The 22,168-nt window shown below is 60.2% G+C and carries 20 protein-coding genes and 3 other annotated features; of the genes, 11 read left to right on the top strand and 9 right to left on the bottom strand.

Annotated elements, in window-relative coordinates:
- The first annotated feature begins 6 nt into the window (after window positions 1-6).
- The 6 genes from rimO to ybaK all read left to right on the top strand — a co-directional run bounded on the left by rimO (window position 7) and on the right by ybaK (window position 6,173).
- Window positions 7-1,353 (top strand): 30S ribosomal protein S12 methylthiotransferase RimO, encoded by a 1,347-nt coding sequence (gene rimO / locus EQM14_RS14480; RefSeq protein ID WP_128743882.1) that lies wholly within the window; start codon window positions 7-9, stop codon window positions 1,351-1,353.
- On the top strand, window positions 1,350-1,952 hold the full coding sequence (pgsA, locus tag EQM14_RS14475) for a CDP-diacylglycerol--glycerol-3-phosphate 3-phosphatidyltransferase (RefSeq protein ID WP_128743881.1): 603 nt from the start codon (window positions 1,350-1,352) through the stop codon (window positions 1,950-1,952). The genes rimO and pgsA overlap by 4 nt, the downstream gene beginning before the upstream one ends.
- Before the next feature lie 78 nt (window positions 1,953-2,030).
- Window positions 2,031-2,238: a binding site (T-box leader), on the top strand.
- A gap of 50 nt (window positions 2,239-2,288) precedes the next feature.
- Entirely contained in the window at window positions 2,289-2,963 is a 675-nt protein-coding gene (gene cysE, locus EQM14_RS14470) for a serine O-acetyltransferase (protein WP_128743880.1), read from the top strand.
- A 14-nt stretch (window positions 2,964-2,977) separates the two neighbouring features.
- Entirely contained in the window at window positions 2,978-4,384 is a 1,407-nt protein-coding gene (cysS, locus tag EQM14_RS14465) for a cysteine--tRNA ligase (RefSeq protein ID WP_128743879.1), read from the top strand.
- A 55-nt stretch (window positions 4,385-4,439) separates the two neighbouring features.
- The gene (locus tag EQM14_RS14460) at window positions 4,440-5,660 is read left to right on the top strand and encodes an NRAMP family divalent metal transporter (protein ID WP_128743878.1); all 1,221 of its coding nucleotides are present in this window, start codon (window positions 4,440-4,442) and stop codon (window positions 5,658-5,660) included.
- Between the two features lie 30 nt (window positions 5,661-5,690).
- Window positions 5,691-6,173 (top strand): Cys-tRNA(Pro) deacylase, encoded by a 483-nt coding sequence (gene ybaK / locus EQM14_RS14455; RefSeq protein WP_128743877.1) that lies wholly within the window; start codon window positions 5,691-5,693, stop codon window positions 6,171-6,173.
- 82 nt (window positions 6,174-6,255) lie between these two features.
- Here ybaK and EQM14_RS14450 read toward each other — a convergent pair whose 3' ends face one another.
- Entirely contained in the window at window positions 6,256-7,950 is a 1,695-nt protein-coding gene (locus EQM14_RS14450) for a carbon starvation CstA family protein (protein ID WP_128743876.1), read from the bottom strand.
- A gap of 87 nt (window positions 7,951-8,037) precedes the next feature.
- Window positions 8,038-8,293, bottom strand: a binding site (T-box leader).
- Window positions 8,294-8,482: 189 nt separating this feature from the next.
- Window positions 8,483-8,721, top strand: a binding site (T-box leader).
- Window positions 8,722-8,773: 52 nt separating this feature from the next.
- On the opposite strand from EQM14_RS14450, the gene ilvB reads away from it, so the two are divergent.
- The 4 genes from ilvB (at window position 8,774) to EQM14_RS14435 (ending at window position 12,631) form a co-directional block, all read left to right on the top strand.
- A complete protein-coding gene (gene ilvB / locus EQM14_RS14445; protein WP_128743875.1) occupies window positions 8,774-10,486 on the top strand; it encodes a biosynthetic-type acetolactate synthase large subunit in 1,713 nt (570 codons plus the stop codon).
- Window positions 10,483-11,679: a threonine ammonia-lyase gene (gene ilvA / locus EQM14_RS14440; protein WP_205703175.1), complete on the top strand. Its 1,197-nt coding sequence runs from the start codon at window positions 10,483-10,485 to the stop codon at window positions 11,677-11,679. The genes ilvB and ilvA overlap by 4 nt, the downstream gene beginning before the upstream one ends.
- A 15-nt stretch (window positions 11,680-11,694) precedes the next feature.
- Entirely contained in the window at window positions 11,695-12,069 is a 375-nt protein-coding gene (locus EQM14_RS16540) for a RidA family protein (RefSeq protein ID WP_205703174.1), read from the top strand.
- 88 nt (window positions 12,070-12,157) lie between these two features.
- Window positions 12,158-12,631 carry a GNAT family N-acetyltransferase gene (locus EQM14_RS14435; RefSeq protein WP_128743874.1) on the top strand — a complete coding sequence of 158 codons (474 nt, stop codon included), beginning with the start codon at window positions 12,158-12,160 and terminating at the stop codon, window positions 12,629-12,631.
- A gap of 2 nt (window positions 12,632-12,633) precedes the next feature.
- On the opposite strand, the gene EQM14_RS14430 is transcribed toward EQM14_RS14435, so the two are convergent.
- Together EQM14_RS14430 and EQM14_RS14425 are read right to left on the bottom strand one after the other, a co-directional pair.
- Entirely contained in the window at window positions 12,634-13,449 is an 816-nt protein-coding gene (locus tag EQM14_RS14430) for a putative ABC transporter permease (RefSeq protein ID WP_128743873.1), read from the bottom strand.
- A 59-nt stretch (window positions 13,450-13,508) separates the two neighbouring features.
- The gene (locus EQM14_RS14425; RefSeq protein ID WP_128743872.1) at window positions 13,509-14,894 is read right to left on the bottom strand and encodes an MATE family efflux transporter; all 1,386 of its coding nucleotides are present in this window, start codon (window positions 14,892-14,894) and stop codon (window positions 13,509-13,511) included.
- A gap of 121 nt (window positions 14,895-15,015) precedes the next feature.
- On the opposite strand from EQM14_RS14425, the gene prmA reads away from it, so the two are divergent.
- Window positions 15,016-15,942 carry a 50S ribosomal protein L11 methyltransferase gene (gene prmA / locus EQM14_RS14420; protein WP_128743871.1) on the top strand — a complete coding sequence of 309 codons (927 nt, stop codon included), beginning with the start codon at window positions 15,016-15,018 and terminating at the stop codon, window positions 15,940-15,942.
- Between the two features lie 64 nt (window positions 15,943-16,006).
- Here prmA and EQM14_RS14415 read toward each other — a convergent pair whose 3' ends face one another.
- The 6 genes from EQM14_RS14415 to EQM14_RS14390 form a co-directional block, all read right to left on the bottom strand.
- The gene (locus tag EQM14_RS14415; RefSeq protein ID WP_128743870.1) at window positions 16,007-16,576 is read right to left on the bottom strand and encodes a hypothetical protein; all 570 of its coding nucleotides are present in this window, start codon (window positions 16,574-16,576) and stop codon (window positions 16,007-16,009) included.
- A 233-nt stretch (window positions 16,577-16,809) separates the two neighbouring features.
- On the bottom strand, window positions 16,810-17,925 hold the full coding sequence (locus EQM14_RS14410) for a bifunctional chorismate mutase/prephenate dehydratase (RefSeq protein WP_128743869.1): 1,116 nt from the start codon (window positions 17,923-17,925) through the stop codon (window positions 16,810-16,812).
- Window positions 17,926-17,954: 29 nt separating this feature from the next.
- Window positions 17,955-19,025 (bottom strand): chorismate synthase, encoded by a 1,071-nt coding sequence (gene aroC, locus EQM14_RS14405; RefSeq protein ID WP_128743868.1) that lies wholly within the window; start codon window positions 19,023-19,025, stop codon window positions 17,955-17,957.
- Window positions 19,012-20,238, bottom strand: a complete 1,227-nt coding sequence (gene aroA / locus EQM14_RS14400) for a 3-phosphoshikimate 1-carboxyvinyltransferase (protein WP_128743867.1) — start codon at window positions 20,236-20,238, stop codon at window positions 19,012-19,014. Before aroA ends, aroC begins: the two co-directional genes overlap by 14 nt.
- Window positions 20,235-21,290: a 3-dehydroquinate synthase gene (gene aroB / locus EQM14_RS14395; protein WP_128743866.1), complete on the bottom strand. Its 1,056-nt coding sequence runs from the start codon at window positions 21,288-21,290 to the stop codon at window positions 20,235-20,237. The genes aroA and aroB overlap by 4 nt, the downstream gene beginning before the upstream one ends.
- The gene (locus EQM14_RS14390) at window positions 21,287-22,126 is read right to left on the bottom strand and encodes a prephenate dehydrogenase (RefSeq protein ID WP_128743865.1); all 840 of its coding nucleotides are present in this window, start codon (window positions 22,124-22,126) and stop codon (window positions 21,287-21,289) included. The genes aroB and EQM14_RS14390 overlap by 4 nt, the downstream gene beginning before the upstream one ends.
- Window positions 22,127-22,168: the final 42 nt, after the last annotated feature.

The raw sequence follows: 22,168 nt of genomic DNA, 5'->3' as shown, positions 1-22,168 counted from the left end.
GAAAATATGGCGTATTCAGTGGGACTCGTCAATCTCGGCTGCCCCAAAAATCAGGTCGACGCGGAGCTGATGCTCGCGATTCTGCGGAAAGCGGGCTATGAACTGAAACAGGACGCGGGGGAAGCGGACGTCGCGATTGTCAACACCTGCGGGTTTATCGACGCGGCAAAGCAGGAATCCATCGGCGAAATCCTGGAGCTTGCGCGGAAAAAGGCCGAGGGGCGCGTCAAAGCGATCGTCGTGACCGGCTGCCTGGCGGAGCGCTACCGGGAGCAGATTCTCTGCGAGCTGCCGGAGGTGGACGCGGTCGCGGGCATCGGGGCGAACAGCAATATCGCCCAGGTGGTCCGGCAGGCGCTGGGCGGCGGCAAAACGGAGCTGTTTCCGGAAAAGACGGCGCTCCCTCTTTGCGGAGAGCGCAGCCTGCTGACCCCGGACTACACGGCTTACCTGAAAATTGCGGAGGGGTGCGACAACCGGTGCTCCTACTGCGCGATCCCGGCGATTCGCGGCCCGTACCGCTCCCGCCCGATGGAGGAGATCGAACGGGAAGCGCGCGGGCTTGCTGAGAGCGGGGCAAAAGAAATCATCCTCATCGCACAGGACACGTCCCGTTACGGATATGACCGGTACCATAAACTGATGCTGTCAGAGCTTCTGCGCCGGCTTTGCCGCGTCGAAGGGCTGGAATGGATCCGTTTCCTCTATGCTTACCCCGATTCCATCACGGACGAGCTTCTTCAGACCATGGCGGAGGAGGAGAAAATCGTCAAATATCTGGACCTTCCGCTCCAGCACTGCAGCGCCAGGGTCCTCAAAGCGATGCGGAGGGCCGGGGACCGCGGATCCCTGACCGCCCTGATGGGTAAAATCCGGGATGCCGTGCCCGGGGTGACGCTGCGCACGACGCTGATCGCCGGGTTCCCCGGCGAAACGGAAGCGGAGTTCGACGAGCTTTGCGGGTTTGTCCGGGACGTCCGGTTTGAGCGCCTCGGATGCTTTGCCTATTCGCGGGAGGAGGGGACCGCGGCGGCCTCCCTGCCGGATCAGCTGGACGAGGAGGAGAAACGCCGCCGCGCGGAATTCATCATGGAGCTTCAGATGGGAATCATGCAGGAGCAGGGAGAAGCGCTCATGGGGAAAACCCTTCGGGTGCTGACGGAAGGCTGCGACCGGGAAGAGGGACTCTGCTACGGAAGGAGCGCGGCGGACGCGCCGGACATCGACGGAAGGGTCTGGTTCTCTTCTCGCGGAAAACCGGGACCGGGCCGGTTTGTCAATGTGAAAATCACGGACTGCATCGACGGCGATCCGGCCGGGCACGCCGTCGGGAATCAGGAGGAATCGCTATGAATCTGCCGAATCGGCTGACCATCGCACGGATCTGCATTGTTCCGGTTTTCCTCGTCGTCATGCTTGCACCGGACGAAATCGGACTTCATTATCTTTGGGCGCTGATTCTGTTTGTCATTGCCTCCTATACCGATCACCTGGACGGCAAAATCGCGAGAAAAAACAATCAGGTGACCAATTTCGGAAAATTCATGGATCCGCTGGCGGACAAAATCCTTGTGATGACCGCGCTGATCTGCTTTGTCCAACTCGGGCTTGCGGATACCTGGGTGGTGATCCTCATCCTCGCGCGGGAATTTATTGTGACCGGCATCCGGCTTGTCGCGGCGGAAAGCGGACAGGTCATCGCCGCGAATCGTTGGGGAAAGGCGAAGACCGTCAGCCAGATCATTGCGATTTCGGCGGTGCTCGCGTTCCAGTTTATTCTGGAGCTGGTCGACAGGGGCAGTATCCCGGCCTTCACGCTGGGCGGGGCGGACGGGGCGTTTGCGCTGACCTGGATCGGCAGTTTTCTGGTGCTGATTTCCGCCGTGTTCGCGGTCATTTCCGGCGTGGTTTACCTGATGCAGAATATTCAGCTGATTGACACCACAAAATAAAGCGGGGTTTACAGAATCAAAATTTTGTATTATACTGTGTAACGCCGGGACTGTGTTCCGGCTATTATGAAACAGATTTGAAATGCAGCGATCGGAAGAAGTAGTTTCCTGAAAGGCAATAGAGAGATAGCGCCGTCGGCTGAAAGCGCTTTCGGCAGAGCAGGGAAATGAAGTGCGTCCGTGAGCAGGCGGGGGGAACTTTTACAGTATCTCCGCACGGCCGGCCCCGTTACAGGCACATTAAGCGATAAAGCGGAGTGGAACCGCGGTGGAAGCCGCCTCCGTCCCCATTGGGGACGGAGGCGGCTTCCACCGTTTTCCACAGGAGGTTCTTCTATGTTTTCCAGTTTGAAAGCAGACCTTGATTCCATCATCGACCGTGACCCGGCGGCCCGTTCCCGGCTGGAAGTATTTTTTCTCTATTCCGGTTTCAAGGCGGTCCGATCCTATCGTCTTGCGCACTGGTTCTTTCAGCACAACCAGAAATTCATCGCGCGCTGGCTGTCCCAGAGGGCGCGGCATAAGACCGGAATCGAGATTCACCCCGGTGCTACCATCGGCAAGGGGCTGTTCATCGACCACGGCATGGGCGTCGTCATCGGCGAAACCGCCGAAGTCGGAGACTACTGCACTCTTTATCAGGGCGTGACGCTGGGCGGGACGGGCAAGGACCACGGCAAGCGCCACCCGACGCTGGGCAACAACGTGCTGGTCGGGGCCGGCGCGAAGATCCTGGGCCCGTTCCACGTCGGGGACAACGCCCGGGTCGCGGCGGGCGCGGTCGTGCTGGAGGAAGTGCCTGCGAACGCGACGGCGGTTGGGGTGCCCGCCCGGATCGTCCGGCTGGACGGCGTGCGCCCGGCGAATCTGGACCAGATTCACATCGGCGACCCGGTCTCCCAGCAGCTTTGCTACATGGGGGTGGAGCTGCGGAAAATTCGCGCACAGCTTGACGCAGTGGAAAATACTGTTTCCGATCAGGGAAGACAAAGAACGGCGAAAAGCTCCTGAAGGAGGACATGAAAATGAAAATTTACAACACGCTGACAAGGCGGAAAGAGGAATTTGTCCCCATCACCCCCGGTGAGGCAAAGATTTACGCCTGCGGCCCGACCGTTTACAATTTCATCCATATCGGGAACGCGAGGCCGATCTGCGTGTTCGACGTGCTTCGCCGGTATCTGGAGTACCGTGGAATGGAAGTGACCTTCGTTCAGAACTTCACCGACATCGACGACAAAATCATCCGGCGGGCGAATGAGGAAAAAACCGATTATCTCACAGTGTCCCAGAGATATATCGAGGAATACAAAACCGACGCCGCAGGGCTGAACGTGCGTCCCGCCACCGTTCATCCCCTCGCGACGGAGAATATCGACGAGATCATCTCCATTATCTCCGGGCTGGTTGAAAAAGGCTATGCTTATCCGGCGGAGAACGGGGACGTCTATTTCCGCACGCTGAAAGACAAAGGCTATGGAAAACTTTCGCATCAGCCGCTGGACGACCTGAAATCCGGCGCGCGCATCGCGGTCGGCGAGCACAAGGAGGACCCGCTCGATTTCGCTCTCTGGAAGGGCTCGAAGCCCGGGGAGCCGAGCTGGACCTCTCCCTGGGGAAATGGAAGGCCGGGCTGGCACATCGAATGCTCCGCCATGGCGCGCCGCTACCTCGGGAAGACGATCGACATCCACTGCGGAGGGCAGGACCTGATTTTTCCTCACCATGAGAATGAGATCGCGCAGAGCGAGTGCTGCAACGGCGTGCCGTTCGCGCACTATTGGATGCACAACGGCTACATCAATGTGGACAATAAAAAGATGTCGAAATCGCTCGGCAATTTCTTTACCGTCCGCGATGTGGCCGAGCAGTACGGATATGAGCCGATCCGCTACCTGATGATCTCTTCCCATTACCGTTCGCCGATCAACTACAGCATAGAGGTCATCGAACAGTGCAAATCCGCGCTGGAGCGCCTGTACAATTGCCGCGGCAACCTGGAATTCCTGATCCAGCATGCTCCGGACGGGGAAAAGGAGGGGGAGCGCGAACTGCGCCGTTTGTTCGAATCCCGGCAGGACCGCTTCATCGAGGCGATGGAGGACGACCTGAACACGGCGGACGCGGTTTCCGCCCTGTTCGATCTGGCGAAGGACATCAATACGAATCTGACGGCGGAAAAAGATCCCTCCAAAGAGATCTGCCTGTTTGCTCTCGACCTGTTCAACGGCCTCGCGGAGGTCCTGGGCCTGCTGTACACGAAGGCGGAGACCGGCGCGGACGAAGAAATTGAGCGGTTGATCGCCGAGCGGACCAAAGCGCGCGCCGAAAAGGACTGGGCCACCGCGGACCGCATCCGCGATGAGCTGAAGGCACGCCATGTGGTGCTGGAGGATACGCCGCAGGGCGTCAAGTGGAAACCGGAAGGATAATTTCACATGAGCAGAAAACATCCCCAGGGCATAGACTGCCCTTGGGGGTGTTTTCATGTCCGGAAGAAAGCGCGGTCCCTTTTTTCTGTTCCTTTTTCTCGGGCCGGGAATGCTCGCCGCAATGGCCGACAACGACGCGGGCGGCATTCTTTCCTATGCGCTCACGGGGGCGAAATTCGGCCCCGCCGTATTTGTCCCGCTGGCGCTCTGCCTGATGCCGGTGACCTATACGGTGCAGGAGATGGCGATGCGGCTCGGCATCGTGTCGCGGGTCGGGTATACGCGCCTGCTGCGGGAACGCTACGGGTGCGGCTGGATGATCTGCCAGGTAACTGCCCTGATGATCGAAAATCTCCTGACGCTTCTGACCGAGTTTGTCGGCATGTCCGCCGGCCTTCGGCTGGTTGGGCTGGACCGTGTTCCGGCGGTGCTGCTCAGCGCCGCGCTGATCCTTTCCGTTGCCCTGTTCGGAGGATACCAAAAAAAAGAACGCCTGGGCCTCTTCATCGGAATGTACAATCTTGTATTCCTTTTCCTGGCTTTTGCGTCGAGGTCCGGCGTCGGCGCTGCGGAAAGCCTGCGCCTTTCCACCGGCGGCGATTTCCGGTGGTATGCGGCGGCGCTGATCGGAAACGCAGTCGCCCCCTGGATGATCTTTTATCAGAATTCCGCCTATGCGGACCAGGGCGCCCGGTCGCGCCGGATCCGAGACGGCAGGAAGGATGTTTTCGCCGGGTGCGTCTGCCAGGTTGCCGTCGCGGCGGCGCTGATCGTCGCCGGTTCTTCCGTCTTTGGAATAGTGCCGGATCTGGAGACGTCGGATCCCGCCGGCCTGGTTGCGGCGCTTTCCGCGCGCATCGGTCCCGCCGCCGGAATTTTGTTTGCGCTGGGTCTGTTTAACTCCGGGTTTCTCGCCGCCATCACCGTGTCGCTGTCCTCCTCTTTCAGCATCGCGGAAGCGTTCGGGTGGCCGGGCAGTTTGAACGACAGCGTCCGCGATGCCCCCGGCTTTTATGCGGTTTACGGCGTCAGCGTATTGCTGTCGGCCGCCGCGGTGCTGATTCCCGGCCTGCCTCTGAACTCCGCCGCCGTGTTTGTCCAGGTTGCGGGGGGCGTTCTGATGACGCCGGTGCTCATTTTCCTGACGCTTTTGACTTCCAGCCGCGAGGTGATGGGGGAAGAGGCGAACTCGGCGGGGCAGAGGCTTCGCGCATGGCTCTGCGTCGCGGTCCTGGCGGCGGTCTGCGCCTTTACATTTTTCCATATGGCGCTATAATAAAAGAGGAACGGGCAAAGGAGATTTTTGATGGCAAAGGAAAATAAAACAAATGTCATGCGGATTCTGGAAGCGGAAAACGTAAAATATCGTTCGTATTATTATGAAAATAAGGACGGAAAGATCGACGGCGTTTCCGTCGCGGCCAAACTGGGGCAGGACGTGAACCGGGTGTTTAAGACCCTTGTGACCCGGGGGGCGTCCGGCGGCTTTTTTGTATTTGTCCTGCCTGTCGCGGAGGAACTCGATTTGAAAACGGCGGCGAGGAGCGTCGGGGAAAAATCCGTCGAGATGATCCATGTGTCGGAAATCAACAGGGTCACGGGATATATCCGCGGCGGCTGTTCGCCGGTCGGCATGAAAAAGCAGTACGCCACCGTGCTGGATTCAAGCTGCGAAGCGCTGGAGAGCATGATCGTCAGCGGCGGAAAGATCGGGACGCAGGTGGAGCTGGCCCCGACGGACCTGATGCGCCTGACCGGAGCGAAGACCGCGCCGGTCGCGATCCGATGAAGAGTGGCCGCAAAGCGTACAAAAACCGCCGGACGGGGATTTCACCCGCCCGGCGGTTTTCACATGAGAGGAAAGGGTCCGCTCAGGTCGCTTCTTTGGCAACGGAGGGCGTGTTCTTGTCTTTCTCCTTGCCGAACAATTTTTGCAGGCAGTGAAAGGCGACCATCACCGCCAGCGCCATCAGCAGCACGGCGACGATGAGCTGGAGCCCGTCGGTCAGGAACACGAATTTGCCCGCGCCGATCTTCACGAAGATGTTGATCACGGCCTGAACCAGCGCGGTCATGGTGACGACCAGCATCACCGTCATCGGCACGTAGAGCATCCAACCCTCCCGTCCCGTCGTTTTGAGGAATACGGCCAGCGCGATCAGCACGAGCGCGCCGAGCAGCTGATTGGTTGCGCCGAACAGCGACCAGATGTTGTTGTACCCGCCGAGCGAGAGTACAAAGCCGAAAAACAGAGTAACAATCGTGGACACATACTTGTTTGTCAGAAAAATCGTGACCGGAGTGTGGGCCTTTCCATCCTCGTCGTAGAGCAGTTCCTGCATCGACATGCGGCCGATGCGGGCGACGGAATCAAGGGTCGTCAGGCAGAGCGCGGAAACGCACATCGTCATGCTGCATTTCGCGACATATTCCGACATGCCGAATTTCTGGAAGAATCCGGCCACGCCGGCGGAGAAGATCTGAAACGGGGTGCCGGCCGGCAGCTTGCCGCTCTTCGCGGCGGCGCCCGCGACGACGATCGCGGCGACCGCGAGCAGCGATTCGACGATCATGGCGCCGTAGCCGATGCCGAGCATATCCTTTTCGTTTTTCACCTGTTTGGAGGAGGTTCCGGAGGAAACCAGGCTGTGAAATCCGGAGATCGCGCCGCAGGCGATGGTGACGAACAGCGTGGGGAACAGCATTTTGCCGTCGACGTTGAAAGAGGTGAACGCGGGCAGGTTCATGTCCGGATTGGTCATGAAAATGCCGACGACCGCGCCGAGGATCATGCTGATCAGCAGGAAGGTGCTCAGGTAGTCGCGCGGCTGCATCAGGATCCACATCGGGACGACCGCCGCGAAGAAAATATAGGCGAACACGACCAGCAGCCACTGCATTTTATCAAGATAAACGGGGAACGCCATCCCGGCCGCCATCATGGCGACGAACAGGATCAGGCCGGCCGCAAAGGTCACGCCCTGGTTGGGCTTGGCGTATTTCATGAAAAGGCCGAACAGGACGGCGCCGAGAATATAGAACAGCGAAATGGAGCCGGCCGCCGCGCTCGGCTTGCTGACCTGGCCCGCAACGGCGTAGGCGTTGAACGTGGAGGCCACCATGTCTCCGAACGCCGCGATGACCAGAAGCGAGAACAGCCAGCAGAAGATCAGGAACAGGCGCTTGCCGGTCTTGCCGATATACTGCTCGATGATCAGGCCGATGGATTTGCCCTCGTTTTTGACGGAGGCGTACAGCGCGCCGAAATCCTGCACCGCGCCGAAAAACACGCCCCCGACCAGGATCCATAAAAGCGCCGGGAGCCACCCGAACATGGCGGCGAGAATCGGGCCGGTGACGGGGCCCGCCCCCGCGATGGTGGAAAACTGGTGCGCAAAGACGATCCCCTTCGGGGCCGGAACGTAGTCCTGCCCGTCCTCATGCGTGTAGGCGGGAGTCTCCGCGTTTGGATCGATCCCCCACTTTTTTACGAGCCATCTGCCGTAAAAGACGTAGCCGCCGCCCAAAACGGCAATGGAAACGATAATGATAGCCAATCCGTTCATAATGCTTGCTTCCTTCCTCAATCGTCACGGGTTCTCCAGAATATCGGGCCGTTAAAGGATAAAAAAAGCCCGTCTCTGATTTTTTAAATCAGAGACGGGGGTTTCATTTCTCCGCGTTACCACTCTGTTTGCCGCAGCACTGCGGCCACCTCAACCGTATCAGGCGGGCCCACCAAATACGTCCGCCTTTAACGGAACGGAACCGTCCGGATCTAATCGGCCCAAAGCCTTTCAAACCGGCTGCTTACGGGTGATGTCGTATCGGAACTTCCTGCCGCCTCGCACCCCCGGCGGCTCTCTGAAAGGGGTCGTAACCGAACTTTTGCCCGCTCACTGCATTTTTGATATTCTGTTGTGGACCATCTTAGCACGGAGGCATTAACTTGTCAATTATTTTTTTATGATTTAGAAGATATGATAATAAATAGCCAAATTCAGTCAAAATAATTTGTTGGAATAGATGAAATGTTATGTGAATCAATGAAAATGATTGACAAAACACCGGAAATCAAAGTATGATAATAAAAATATTTCAATTGCGTTGATAGGGAAGGACTGAGGGTCCCTCCGCGTTCAGAGAGCCGCCGGGTGGTGCGAGGCGGCGCGGAGCCCGCACGAAATCGCCCTTGAGCAGGAGGCTGAAAGTCCGCGAGTAGGCCGTCCCGGAACTCCCCGTTACAGGAGAGCGCATTGTTGGATGCGCGCAGAGATGCCGCCTTTTCGGCGGCGGATAAGAGTGGTACCGCGAAGCGATCAGCTTTCGCCTCTTTTTGAGGCGAAAGCTTTTTTTGTTGTCCGCGCGAAGAATGAAGGAGGAGTTTTCATGATGCTGACCGGATCCCAGATTCTGATGGAATGCCTGCTGGAACAGGGGGTGGACACCGTCTTCGGCTATCCGGGAGGGGCGGTGCTGAACCTGTACGACGCCCTGTATGAATACCGGACGAAAATCAGGCACGTCCGCACGGCGCACGAGCAGGCGGCCGCCCACGCGGCAGACGGCTATGCCCGGGCGAGCGGGAAAACGGGCGTCTGCATCGCGACCTCCGGCCCCGGCGCGACGAATCTGGTGACCGGCATCGCGACGGCCTATGCGGATTCGACCCCGCTGGTCGCGGTCACCGGGAATGTGGAGCGGGCCCTCCTGGGAAAGAACAGCTTCCAGGAGGTGGACATCACCTCCATCACCCGCCCGGTGACGAAAAAGAGCATTCTGGTGCGCGACGTTTCGGAGCTGGCGAATGTGGTGCGCGAGGCGTTCGATCTGGCCGGCTCCGGGCGGAAGGGTCCCGTGCTGATCGACATTCCGAAGGACGTTTCCGCCCAAAGGACGGAATTTGTTCCGGCCGCCCCCAAAAAGGCAGAAAAACCGGCGCTCCCTTCGCCGGAGAGCTTCCGCAGGGCGGCGGCGATGCTGGAGGAGAGCGAGCGGCCGCTCCTGTACGGCGGGGGCGGCGTTGTCGCCTCGGACGCCTCACACGAATTCGCTCTTCTGGCAAAAACGCTGGACGCCCCGGTTTCCTGCACGCTGATGTGCCAGGGCGGGTTTGACCAGGAGGACAGCCGATACCTCGGGATGCTGGGCATGCATGGCACGAAGGCCTCCGCAGAGGCGTTGAAGCGGTGCGACCTGCTGGTCGCTGTCGGCACCCGCTTTTCCGACCGCGTGCTGTGCGATGGGGAACATTTCGCCCGGAACTGCCGGATCCTTCAGATCGATATCGATCCCGCGGAGTTCGGCAAAAACATCGGCGTCGACCTCCGGCTGCAGGGGGACGTCGGCGCGGTGCTGAGAGAATTGCTGCCGCTTTTCAGGCCGCGGAGCCACGGCGAATGGTTGGAACAGGCCGAAGAGTGGAAACGGGACTATCCGCTGCACCAGGAGGGAAGGGAAGAAGAGGAGATCCTGCCTCAGGAGGTTCTTGAAACGCTTTGCCGGCTGGCCGGGCCGGACGCGATTCTGACGACGGAGGTCGGCCAGCACCAGATGTGGGCGGCACAGTTCGGCACATTCCGAAAACCGAGGACGTTCCTGACTTCCGGAGGCCTGGGAACCATGGGGTTCGGCCTCGGCGCGGCGATCGGCGCGAAAATGGCGAAGCCGGACCGCACGGTCGTCAATATTGCGGGGGACGGAAGCTTTCGCATGAACTGCGCGGAGCTTTCCACTCTGGCACGGGAGAGAATTCCGGTGATCGAACTGGTTCTGTCCAATTCCACCCTCGGCATGGTGCGCCAGTGGCAGAAGCTGTTTTACGGCGGGCGCTTTTCCCAGTCGGACGTCGAGGACGCGGTGGACTGCGAAAAGCTGGCGGAGGCGTTCGGCGTGCGGGCGATGACGGTCTCCGGCAGATCGGAGATCGAGACGGTGCTGGAGCGCGCGCTGTCGTGCGGCGGGCCGGTGCTGGTCAACTGCCCCGTCCGCAAGGACCTGAACGTGCTGCCGATGGTGCCCGCGAGCGGCTCGGTGGAGGAACCGATTCTGGAAATGGAAGAAAAAATCTGCTATGATAGGGACAGGGTGTGCATTTTATGACGCTGGAACGGATTCAGGAGGCGGCCCGCACTCTCGAGGGCGTTGTCCGAAGGACAGATTTGATGGAAGCCCCGCGCCTCCATCCGGAGGGAAAGCTCTATTTGAAGCCCGAAAATCTTCAGGTGACAGGTTCCTTCAAGGTGCGGGGGGCGTACAATAAGATCAGCCGCCTGTCCGAAGAGGAAAAGGAAAAGGGCGTGATTGCCTGCTCCGCCGGAAACCACGCGCAGGGCGTGGCACTGGCGGCGGCGAAAAGCGGCATCCCCGCGCTGATCTGCATCCCGGAGGGCGCGCCGATCTCCAAGGTGGAGGCCACCAAATCCTACGGCGCGCAGGTGCGGCTGGTGAAGGGCGTCTACGACGACGCGTATCAGGAGGCCCGCCGGCTGCAGAAGGAGAGCGGGGCGACTTTTATCCATCCGTTTGACGACCCGGACGTCATCGCCGGCCAGGGGACCGTCGGGCTTGAGATCCTGGAGCAACTGCCGGACGCGGACGCGGTCATCGTTCCGGTCGGCGGGGGCGGACTCGTTTCCGGCGTCGCGTGCGCGGTCAAATCGCTGCGGCCGCAGTGCAGGGTCTACGGCGTGCAGGTGACCGGCGCGCCCTCCATGGCGAGGGCGCTGAAGGACAAAAAAGTAGCGCCGCTCCCGCGCGTTTCGACCTTTGCGGACGGAATCGCGGTCAAATGCCCCGGAAAGCTGACCTATGACCTGTGCGAACGGTATGTGGACGAGGTCGTCACCGTGACGGACGACGAGACGGCGGCGGCGATCCTGGCCCTGATGGAGCAGCACCGGCTGATCGCGGAGGGCGCCGGCGCGGTCGCGGTCGCCGCCGCGATGTTCAACCGGGTGGACGTCCGGGGCAAAAAAGCCGTCTGCCTGGTCTCCGGAGGAAATATCGACGTGACTATCCTTTCCCGCGTCATCAGCCGGGGCCTGACCCGGGCGGGGCGGCAGGGAAAACTGGTGATCGAACTGGTCGACAAGCCCGGCGAGCTGCGGGAGGTTTCCACCGTCATCGCGGAATTGGGGGGAAACGTCGTCTCCGTGCGGCACGACCACTCCGGCGACGAGGCGGACATCACCGCCTGCACGCTGTCCATCGGCGTGGAAACCCGCGACCGCGACCATCTGAACCGAATCCGCGACGCCGTCGTGCGCGCCGGATACCATATCTTGGAGAGCTGAAAAGGAGAGTTACCTATGAATCAAACCGTATATACCAAAAAAGCGCCGGAAGCCGTCGGCCCGTACTCCCAGGCGATCGTGGCCGGGAATCTTGTGTTTTCCAGCGGGCAGATTCCGATCGACCCCGCGACCGGGGCGGTCGTCGAGGGCGGCATCTCGGTGCAGGCGGAACAGTCCTGCAAAAATGTCGGCGAGGTTTTAAAAGCCGCCGGCGCCGACTTTGAAGACGTCGTAAAAACAACTTGCTTTTTGAAGGATATGAACGATTTTGCGGCGTTCAACGCCGTATATGCAAAGTACTTTACAGGCAAGCCCGCGCGCTCCTGCGTCGCGGTGCGCGAGCTGCCGAAGGGCGCCCTCGTCGAAGTGGAAGCCATCGCGGCGCTGTAACGGAACGGACGGCTTTCCGAACCGTGCCCGCTGGTTGCCGCATGCGGCGCAACAGAAAGAAATCCGGTGAATTGGGGGAGACCTTTTCATGGAGCTTTGGGCAATTACGGACCGCAGCCGCCGGGAAGTTATGGAATTTCTCGCACGGCAATGGGGATCGGACGTGATGGTTTCCGGCGGGCGCTCGATCCGGCTCACGGGCCTGGACGGCTTTGCTGCCGTGGAGGACGGAACCGTCACGGGCGCCGTCACCTTTCTTGTGGAAGGCGAAGAATGTGAAGTCGTATCGCTTGACAGCGTGAACGAAAACCGGGGCACCGGATCGGCGCTGCTCTCCGCCGCCGTGAGTGCGGCAAAGGGGAAGGGTTGCCATATGGTGTATCTGTACACGACGAACGACAACGCCCGCGCGATGCGGTTTTATCAGAAGCGCGGCTTCGATATGGCGGCTTTTTTCCGCGGCGCGGTCGAACGGGCGCGGAAAATCAAACCTGAAATTCTGCTGACCGGGGAGGACGGCATTCCGATCCGGCATGAAATCAGGTTTGAACGTCTGCTTTGAACTTATCCGCGGCGGATGAATTTCCCGTAGTTTTGCAGAAGCTCGCGGATGCGCAGCAGGGATTCGTTGCTTTTCGCGCTGCGCATGGTCGGGAACGCGCGGAGAATGCGGCGCTGGAGCAGGTGAAAGCCGGATTCCAGCTTTTCCTTCTGCTCATAGAGCGCGCGCAGGCGCGCTTTTGTATTTTCGTCCATTCCATCCAGTCGCGCGGCGATCATGTCCTGAAGGACTTCCCGTGTTTCCACGCGCGCGGTGTGCGCCCTTTCTTTGATCTCGTCCATCACCTGCTGCAGTTCGGAAAGCATCCCGTTCAGGCGGGTGACTTCCATGACGGACAGCGCGGTGTCCGCCAGAAAATACAGGGCAAGTCCAAACGAAAGCCAGGAAAGAACGCGGCTTGGGATTCGCTCCGCCAGCGAGAGCAAAAAGGGCTGAAAACCATGGACGGCGGCGACGCTCATCACGCCGAACAGCAGGGAGTTTTTCAGGCACACCCTGCCGTGAATCTGAAAGCGATGAGACGAATAGTCCCAGTATTTCGTGTGGAACAGCACTTCCAGCAGCCAGCCGGTCAGATATTCAACCAGACTGGTCAGAAGCGCGCCCGCGGCGAACAGAAGAAGAATATTTTCCTTGAAAGGGGTCAGAACTTCGACGACCAGCATGGCGCCGGCGCCGTAGATCGGGCAGAACGGTCCGGCCAGAAATCCCCGGTTGATCGGCTTTCCGGCGGGAATGGAGCAGTAAATGCTTTCGATCGCCCAGCCCAGGAAGCTGTAAAGCGCGAAAATAAGGAGCAGAGTTCGGATATCGCTCATGTGTCTTTTTCCCCTACCTTGAGTATTAAGTAACAGTTTAACGATTCGGGCGGGGTTTGTCAAATGAAATAGAAAACGGTCTTTTTCAGCAGAACCAGAACGTAATAGAGGAGGGCGCCCGTCACTGCGGGGAAAACGATCCAGCCAAGGATGTCGACTTCGAGTTTGGTAACCTTCAGCAGACGGCTGATGCTGAGGGAGGCGTTGTAGATTTCGCTGAAATACAAAATGGCGAGGTAGGCCCGGATGCCGAAAACGGGGATCAGAAAACTGATCAGCGCGACGCGCATCACGGAATCACTGAAATTGTATTTGAGGGAGTACATCTGCTGATCCAGCCCCTTGAGCATGTTGTCCACCACGTTGTCGAGGTACATCAGCGGAGCAATCGGGGCCATGATGCGAAGAATATTGCTGGCCTGCGCGTTCCCGAAAAAAATCCCGCCGATTTCGTCCGCGAAAACAATCAGGATCGCGCTGGTCACGAAGCCGAACATCAGGGTTGTTCGGAACGCGTGTTCCGCGGAGGATTTCACCGTGCTTCTCTGGTTGCGCGCCACCGCCTCCGCGATTTCCGGAATCAGCAGCATGGCGACGGAGCTCACGAACGACATCGGGAAGAAGATGACGGGCATCACCATTCCCTGCATTACGCCGTACTGCGCCAGCGCCGCGACTCCGCCGGCGCCGAACTTTCTAAGACCTGCCGGGATAAGGAGGTTTTCGGCGCTGAACAGCGAGCTGCGCAGGAAGGAGCCGACCAGCATCGGTCCCGCGATGTGCAGGATATTGCGCAGCACGCGCGAGTTTGTCCCGCCGCCTTCCGGGAGGCCGTGCCTGCGGATATAGAAGAAGAACGCGGCGGCAACGTAGGCCAGCGCCGCCGCTTCGCCGATGGTGGAACCGATCATCAGCGCGTTCAGCTCCGGCAGCGGGGTACGGGTGAGCAGAAGATACGAAATTCCGATGGTCGCAAGCTGTTCCCAAAATTCTCCGATCATGGGAACGACGATATTCCGGTTTGCGAAGAAATATCCTTTCAGACAGGCGCAGGCCGCGATGAACGGCAGTCCGGGGGCGAGCAGGCGCAGCGGGTCCGCCGCCGCGGGGGTGCCGATCAGCCGGTTGGCCGCAAAGTCTGAAACGGCAAGGAGAACGCCGCCCGCCAGCAGACTCATGGTCAGCGCAAAGCCCATGCAGCCCCGGAGATACCGCCGGGAACCCTTGCCCTCCGCGACCATGCGCGTGACTGCCAGCCCGATGCCGGAGGTGCATGCCGTAATGCCGAGTGAAAAAATGGAGAAAATCAACTGGTAAATTCCAACTCCGCTCGCGCCGATCCAGGAACAGATGCAGGTGCGGAACCACAGTCCGGAAAACCGCAGGGCGGCGGAGCCCAGCGTCATGAGGACCGCGTTTCGGATAAATACGCGTTTCCGGTTCATTTGAGGCCACCTTTTTTTCTTTTACTCAAATGTATTCGCGCGGCGGCCAAAATAAATCTGTATTTTCTTCCGGTATTCCGTTATAATTGAGATTGAAATCATAAAAAGCGGAGGAAGCTGGATGGACTGGACGGAAGTAAAAATCACGGTGGACGCGGCTCAGGCGGATGCGGCGGGCGATATTGCGCAGATGACGGTGCCGTATGGGATTTATATTGAAGATTATTCACATCTTCAGGAAGAGGTGGAGCAGATCGCCCATATCGACCTGATCGACGAGGACCTGCTGAAAAAAGACCGCTCGAAAGCGGTCGTTCATGTTTATATCGCTCCGGAGGACAGTCCCGCGGAGGCAATCGCGTTTTTGCGCGAGCGATACGCGGCGTCGGGAATCAAATACGGTATTGAAACAGCCTCCTGCGCGCAGGAGGACTGGATCAATAACTGGAAACAGTACTTTCACCCCATCCCGGTCGGGAAAAGGCTGTTGATCCGCCCTGACTGGGAACAGGCTGAAAATCCGGAGGGCCGCGTGGTGCTCGATCTGGAGCCGGGTATTGCGTTCGGCACGGGAACGCACGAGACGACGCGGCTGTGCATGGAATTTCTTGAGGAATCTGTTGTCCCCGGCTGCTCGATGCTCGATGTCGGCTGCGGCAGCGGAATCCTTTCGGTCGCCGGACTGCTGCTCGGCGCAGAGCGCGCCGTCGGCGTGGACATCGACCCGCTTGCGGTCAAAACCGCCGTGCAGAACGCGGAGCGCAACCATGTTGAAAATCGCTTCACCGGCATCTGCGGCAGCCTGACCGACCGGGTGGAGGGGAAATTTCAAGTCGTCGCGGCAAATATTGTGGCGGATGTAATTCTGGAACTTCTGAAAGACATCGGGAATTTCATGGTCCCTGATTCGATTCTGATCCTGAGCGGCATCATCGACGAGCGGGAACAGGATGTGCTGGACGGATTGAAGAATTCCTTTGCGGTCGTCGGCAGAAAAGAGGAAAAGGGCTGGGTTGCCCTTGCCGTCAGACAAACGGCGGATAGATGATGTGCATAAAGGCGCCCGCCGGATTTCCGGCGGGCGCCATATTTTTATATCAATGGGATAAATTTCAATCCGCGCTTTTCAGTTTTTTACAAATGCCGTCTAGTTGGTCTTCCTCCAGATGCGAAAGCACAAACGTGTCTCCGATGATCGGATCGGAAAGGGTTGAACTGTTCAGACGCTCTTCCCCCGCCCAGAGAGACAGGGTGCCCTCGGATTTGGCTAATCTTTCCGTTTCCTCAGAGAAAGACTCTTCCGCGCTTTTCTTCAGCTTGAATCCGATCATCTTATAACTGTGGTTGAACGTATCGTCTTCCGTATAGAATCCGGTGAGATCGGAGCTTGACAGAATCACCTTTCCATCCTTTGCGGTTCCCTCCCGAAACACAATATTGGAGGCTGTTTTGCTTAAAGTGCTGCTGGAATCTGCGCTTGACGCGGGTGCCCGGCTGCTGGAAAGTGCCGGGCCTGCCGAGGATGCCCCGCCGCTCATGGGTGCCTGACTGCTTACAGATACCTGACTGCCAGCCGAAGTTTGGCTGTGGCTTTCTGCTTTATCGGCGGAAGGGCCCGCCGCGCAGGACGGCAGGGCCAGCAGGATCACTCCAATCCAGATCAAAAAGAACTTTTTTATCATTTCAGTCCCCCTTCCGCAGGTTTCAGGCCCAGTTTGCCGGCAGGTCGTTTCCTGTCAAGCGTATCTAGGTTTACATGCTGAAATTATTGAAATTCAATAATTTATATCATATCATGAAATAGAATAATAATTTTCTCTAAGATAATTTTGGGCTGATGTACCATCTGGAAAAAAGAAACAAATTGTCACGTTGTTTTTGACTTCAGGCCGGGAAAAGTAAAGTTGCGGCGCCGCTATTCTGTCTCGACATAATTCCCGAGGAAGGAAAAGCGCGGCAGTTCCTCCGACAGGGCGCAGAGCAGGTCAAGGGTTTTCGCATCCGCGGCGGAACCGGAAAAATCGAGATAAAAATCGTATTCGAAATTCCTTCCCGGAATCGGACGGGATTCGATTTTAGTCAGATTGAGGCCGGCGGCGGCAAAGCGGGCCAGCACCGAGCAGAGCGTGCCGATGCGGTGCGGTACGGCGAAACACAGGCTGATTTTGTCCGCCTTCGGCGGAATCAGCAGACTGCGCCCGATGGCGATAAAGCGCGTCCGGTTGCCGTCGCTGTCCTGGATGTTCCGCTCCAGAAGATTCAGACGGAAGTCGGCCGCCGCGTGCTCCGAGCAAATCGCCGCCGCCCCGCTTTCCCTTACCGCGCGGGCCGCGGCTTCCGCCGTGCTGGAGCACTCCCGGCCGGGAATCCCGTGTTCCTGCAGATATCCCGCGCACTGGCGCAGCGCCTGCGGGTGGGAATACGCGACGCGGACGCGGCCCGATTCCGTTTCCCGCGAGGCAAGACAGTGCCTCACCGGAAGGCTTACGGCGGCGACGATTGAAAAACGGTATTTCAAAATGAGGTCGTAGACTTCATTGACGGAACCCGCCGTGGAATTTTCCACGGGCAGCACGCCGAGGCTGGCGGTCCCGCGATCGACGGATGCGAAGATCGACGGAAAGTCGGAAAAGAAGACCGGTTCCGCCTCGTAGAAAAGACGGGCCGCCGCCTCGTGGGAGTAGGAGCCCTTCTGTCCCAGGCACGCTACGATGCGGGGTTTCTCCGTCGGATGAAAAGCGTTTCCCACCGAACGGCGCAGAGAATCCCCGCTGCCGAGCGCGCGGTGTTGGACTTCTCTGCTCATCGCCATCAGATTGGCGTACAGAATGCGGGCCTGCCCGCCGGATTCCCCGGCCTTGCGGGAGATATCATCCAGGATTTTCTGCTCGCGCGCCTCGTTGAAGATCGGCAGGTCCTTTTGGCGCTTCACTTCGGCAACCTGTTTTGCGCATTCCATCCGGCGGAGGAAAAGCTCCAGAATCCCGTCGTCGATTCCGTCGATTTGTTTTCTCAATTCTTCCAGTTCCATGACAGCGACCTTTCTCTGGATTATCATTATTACGGCAAAAGATTGATCACGGCGAGCGCGGCGGCGGCTTCCACTGCGGGAACCGCGCGGGGCACGATGCATGGGTCGTGCCGTCCCTTTACCGCCGATTCTTCCGTCAGGCCCGTTTTCAGGTTCACGCTCCGCTGGGGCAGGCCGATGGAGGGGGTCGGCTTGAACGCGGCGCGGAAAACGACGGGCATTCCGGTCGTGATGCCGCCGAGAATGCCTCCCGAGTGGTTGGTTTCGGTCCTTACGTTCCCGGCATCGTCGAACACAAACGGATCGTTGTTCTCGCTGCCGAACAGGGCGGCGGAAGCAAAACCGGCGCCGAACTCCACTCCCTTGCAGGCGGGGATGCCGAACAGGATCGAGGAGAATAGGGATTCCGTCCCGTCGGAGAGCGGCCCGCCCGCTCCGGCTGGGATTCCCGCCGCGGCGCATTCCACCACGCCGCCGACGCTGTCCAGCCTTTGCCGGGCGGCCTCGATTTCCGCGCGCATGGCGGTTTCCGCCTTCGGGTCGATGGTGGGAAAGTAAAGGGAAGAGAGGCGGTCCAAAAGGGAGACGGGGATATCCGCCGGGTCGAACGGCGTGTCGGAAACGCCGTGGACGGACAGGACGTGCCCGCCGATCGCGATTCCACGGCGCCGGAGGATCTGCCGGCAGACCGCCCCGGCGAACACCAGCGGCGCGGTCAGGCGGCCCGAAAAATGCCCGCCGCCGCGCACGTCGTTAAACCCGCCGTAGCGGATATTCGCCGTGAAATCCGCGTGACCCGGGCGAGGGACATTCCGGAGGTCTTCATAATCGCCGGAGCGGGTATCGGCATTTTCGATGACTGCGCACAGCGGCGCGCCGGTCGTCCGGTTTTCCAGCAGCCCGCTCAGGATTCCGGGCGCGTCCGCCTCCTTTCGGGGAGTGGCGGAAGCGTCCCGCCCCGGCGCGCGCCGGGCCATCTGCGCGCTGATTTCGTCCAGGTCTACCGGCTCTCCCGCGGGAAGCCCCTCCAGAACGGCGCCGATTGCCGGACCGTGGCTTTCTCCGAAGACCGTCAGCCGGACCCGATCACCCCAGATCATACGCTTTTCCTCCCAACAGATTGTAGTCCCGGAAAAAATCCGGGTAGCTTTTCCGGATGCTTCCGGCGTCCGTCACGGTGACGTCCCCGTCCGAAACAAGCGCGGCGACCGCCATCGCCATCACGATGCGGTGGTCGTCCCGGCCTTCCACTGTCCCGCCGCGCAGACGGCCGGCGCCGTCGATCACCAGACCGTCCTCCGTTTCCCGGACCTGTGCGCCGAGAACGCGGAGTCCGTCCGCCATTGCGGCAAGCCGGTTGCTCTCTTTGAGCCGCAGCCGCCCGGCGTTCCGAATGACGGTGCGGCCCCGGGCCGCCGCTGCGGTGACGGCGAGAACGGGCACGAGATCCGGAATCTGGGAAGCGTCGATCTCGATTCCGCGCAGCTCGCCCGGCCCGGCGCTCAGCACGCCGCCGTTCCAGGAGAGCCGCGCGCCGAACCGGCGGAACAGCTCTTCCGCAGCCCGGTCGCCCTGGGTGGAATCGGGCCGCAGCCCGGGAAGTTCCACCTGCCCTCCAAGTGCCCCCGCCGCGAGGAAGAACGCGGCCTGCGACCAGTCGCGCTCGATGCCGGCTCCGGAAGGGCGGAATTCCTGCGTCCCCGGCACGTTCCAGCCCGCTTCAGCCGGAAATATTTCGATCCCATAGCCCTTCAGGATCTCAATCGTCATATCCGTGTATCCGGCGGATTCCAGCGGGGAGGTCAGGCGGATCTCGCTGTCCCCGTCCAGAAGCGGCAGGGCGAGCATGAGCCCCGTGATAAACTGGGAGCTTACATTTCCGGGCAGAAAGTAGGTGCCCGGTTGCAGTTTGCCGGAGACGCTCAGGGGAAGCCCGCCGGCGCTTTCGCATGCCGTCCCGTGGCGGGGCAGGCAGTCGAGGTAAACGCCGAGCGGCCGCTGCGGCAGCCGCCCGCGGCCGGAAAAAACCGCCGGGGTCCCGAGCGCCGCGGCGACCGGGATCAGGAACCGCAGCGTGGAGCCGGATTCCCCACAGTCGGCGAGCGCCGGTTCCCCGTTCCGCTCCGCGGCAAACAGGGCCGCGAGCGCCGAGCGGGTCGCAGTCAGGTCCTCGCTGACGGTTTCGCCCGCGGGAAGCGGGTCCGGCGCGCCCGCGAGGAAAGCGCCGATCATCGCGCGGTGCGCCGCGCTTTTGGAAATCGGGACCCGCACCCGGCCGGACAGGACGGCGGGGGAGCACCGTATGAGGCTCATGACAGCGCCTCCAGGAACCGTCCGAGTTCCCCGCGGGGAACCGGGTGCAGAAAACTTTCGCCGATTTTCCGGAGGAGGACCAGATTGATGCTGCCTCCGCGGCTCTTTTTGTCCAGGCGGGTGGCTTCCGCGATACGGTTCGGCTCCATTTGATCCGAAACCGGCAGACCGTACGTCCGGAGCGCGGAGGCGATTTTCCCCGCCGTCCCCGGCTCGGTCAGGCCGGCGGCCTCTGAGCAGCGGCACATCATGACCATGCCGATCCCGACCGCTTCGCCGTGCGTCAGGCCCTTGTAGCCGTGAAGCTTTTCCAGCGCGTGGCCGAACGTGTGCCCGAAATTCAGGAGCATCCGGTCGCCGTTGTCCAGCTCGTCGCGCTCGACCAGTTCCCTTTTAATGTCCACACAGCGGCAGATCATCGATTCCATCTCCTCTTTTATATTTCCTTCGGCAATTTTTTCGAACAGCGCGCGGTCCCGGATACAGCCGTATTTGACCGCCTCTCCCATCCCGTCCGCGAAAAACGGTTCCGGCAAGGTGGAAAGCGTATCCGGGTCGATCAGCACCAGCGAAGGCTGGTGGAACGCGCCGACCAGGTTTTTGCCCTCCGGAAGGTCCGCTCCCGTTTTCCCGCCGACGGACGAATCGATCTGCGCGAGCAGGGAGGTCGGAATCTGCAGAAAGCGGATTCCACGCAGATAGGTCGCGGCGGCGAATCCGGCCAGGTCGCCCGTCACTCCGCCGCCGAGCGCGGCGATAAAATCGCTGCGCGTCAGCTCCTGCTCCGAAAAGGCCGCGTACATCTCCGAAACCACGGATAAACGTTTGTGCTCTTCCCCGGCGGGGAAGGTGAAAACGGACGTTTGAAAACCGGCGGCGCTGAAAGATGCGGCAATGCGCCGGGCGTAAACCGGTCCCACGTTGGAATCGGTGACGACCGCGGCCTTCGCCCCTTTCGGAAAAACCCTCGCTGCCTCTTCCCCGGCGCGGCCGAGGCAGCCGCGTTCGATGAGGATCCGGTAGGGCTTTGACGTATTGACTGTCAAAATCATGCCTCTCCCAGCCTTTCCTTGATCAGCCGTCCCTCCCGCAGGAGGGAGCGCAGAGCTTCTTCACTGTGTCCGTCGACCGCGTCGCGGATCTCCCGCAGGTTGCCGATCAGCGTGTCCAGCTCTTCCGTCAGGGCTTCGCGGTTGTCGAGAAACAGTTCGGCCCACATGGCCTCGTTGATGGCCGCCACGCGCGACACGTCCCGGTAGCTCCCCGCGGAAAATCCCGCGTGGCCGGGACACTGCGGGCTTTTGACATAAGCGCAGGCGAGGGCGTGCGGCAGTTGGCTGGTGAAGGCGATTTCCCTGTCGTGCTCTTCCGGCGTAGTGACGACCGTGCCGCCGAAGCCAAGCTCCACCGCAACGGCGGTCATCGTATCGACTGCATCGCGCGCCGCGCCGCACGGCACCAGGAGATAGCTCGCCCCCAGGAACAGGTCGGCGTCGCTGTTCGCAAAACCGCCTTTTTCCCTTCCGGCCATTGGGTGCCCGCCGATATAGGTGAGGCCGTGCTCCGCCGCGATCCTCGAAAGGCGCGGGCTTAAAAAGGATTTGATCCCGCACACGTCCGTGACGACGCAGCCGGGGCGAAGGGAAGAGGCATGCTTGAGCAGAAAGTCGATATCCGCCTGTGGATACAGGCATAAAAACAGCAGGTCCGCGCTCTCAAGGTCCTCCAGTCCCGCTTCGCGCCGGATCGCCCCGCAGCTCAGCGCGGCGGCGACCACCCCGGGGTCGCTGTCGATTCCGGTCACGGTACAGTCGCTGTATTTCCGAAACGCCTTTGCAAGCGAGCCGCCGATCAGTCCCAGACCGGCCACGACGACGTTCTGATTCATTTGGAAACGCCTCCTTCTGCACGGATAAATTTTCACATAGTA

The sequence above is a fragment of the Caproiciproducens sp. NJN-50 genome, assembly GCF_004103755.1.
Taxonomy (GTDB): domain Bacteria; phylum Bacillota; class Clostridia; order Oscillospirales; family Acutalibacteraceae; genus Caproicibacter.
This window is presented reverse-complemented; position numbering and strand designations above follow the sequence as displayed.

Excerpts from the sequence above, each read along its gene's own strand:
- rimO (WP_128743882.1), top strand. The coding sequence starts at position 7 with ATGGCGTATTCAGTGGGACTCGTCAATCTCGGCTGCCCCAAAAATCAG.
- pgsA (WP_128743881.1), top strand. The coding sequence starts at position 1,350 with ATGAATCTGCCGAATCGGCTGACCATCGCACGGATCTGCATTGTTCCG.
- cysE (WP_128743880.1), top strand. The coding sequence starts at position 2,289 with ATGTTTTCCAGTTTGAAAGCAGACCTTGATTCCATCATCGACCGTGAC.
- cysS (WP_128743879.1), top strand. The coding sequence starts at position 2,978 with ATGAAAATTTACAACACGCTGACAAGGCGGAAAGAGGAATTTGTCCCC.
- EQM14_RS14460 (WP_128743878.1), top strand. The coding sequence starts at position 4,440 with ATGTCCGGAAGAAAGCGCGGTCCCTTTTTTCTGTTCCTTTTTCTCGGG.
- ybaK (WP_128743877.1), top strand. The coding sequence starts at position 5,691 with ATGGCAAAGGAAAATAAAACAAATGTCATGCGGATTCTGGAAGCGGAA.
- EQM14_RS14450 (WP_128743876.1), bottom strand. The coding sequence starts at position 7,950 with ATGAACGGATTGGCTATCATTATCGTTTCCATTGCCGTTTTGGGCGGC.
- ilvB (WP_128743875.1), top strand. The coding sequence starts at position 8,774 with ATGATGCTGACCGGATCCCAGATTCTGATGGAATGCCTGCTGGAACAG.
- ilvA (WP_205703175.1), top strand. The coding sequence starts at position 10,483 with ATGACGCTGGAACGGATTCAGGAGGCGGCCCGCACTCTCGAGGGCGTT.
- EQM14_RS16540 (WP_205703174.1), top strand. The coding sequence starts at position 11,695 with ATGAATCAAACCGTATATACCAAAAAAGCGCCGGAAGCCGTCGGCCCG.
- EQM14_RS14435 (WP_128743874.1), top strand. The coding sequence starts at position 12,158 with ATGGAGCTTTGGGCAATTACGGACCGCAGCCGCCGGGAAGTTATGGAA.
- EQM14_RS14430 (WP_128743873.1), bottom strand. The coding sequence starts at position 13,449 with ATGAGCGATATCCGAACTCTGCTCCTTATTTTCGCGCTTTACAGCTTC.
- EQM14_RS14425 (WP_128743872.1), bottom strand. The coding sequence starts at position 14,894 with ATGAACCGGAAACGCGTATTTATCCGAAACGCGGTCCTCATGACGCTG.
- prmA (WP_128743871.1), top strand. The coding sequence starts at position 15,016 with ATGGACTGGACGGAAGTAAAAATCACGGTGGACGCGGCTCAGGCGGAT.
- EQM14_RS14415 (WP_128743870.1), bottom strand. The coding sequence starts at position 16,576 with ATGATAAAAAAGTTCTTTTTGATCTGGATTGGAGTGATCCTGCTGGCC.
- EQM14_RS14410 (WP_128743869.1), bottom strand. The coding sequence starts at position 17,925 with ATGGAACTGGAAGAATTGAGAAAACAAATCGACGGAATCGACGACGGG.
- aroC (WP_128743868.1), bottom strand. The coding sequence starts at position 19,025 with ATGATCTGGGGTGATCGGGTCCGGCTGACGGTCTTCGGAGAAAGCCAC.
- aroA (WP_128743867.1), bottom strand. The coding sequence starts at position 20,238 with ATGAGCCTCATACGGTGCTCCCCCGCCGTCCTGTCCGGCCGGGTGCGG.
- aroB (WP_128743866.1), bottom strand. The coding sequence starts at position 21,290 with ATGATTTTGACAGTCAATACGTCAAAGCCCTACCGGATCCTCATCGAA.
- EQM14_RS14390 (WP_128743865.1), bottom strand. The coding sequence starts at position 22,126 with ATGAATCAGAACGTCGTCGTGGCCGGTCTGGGACTGATCGGCGGCTCG.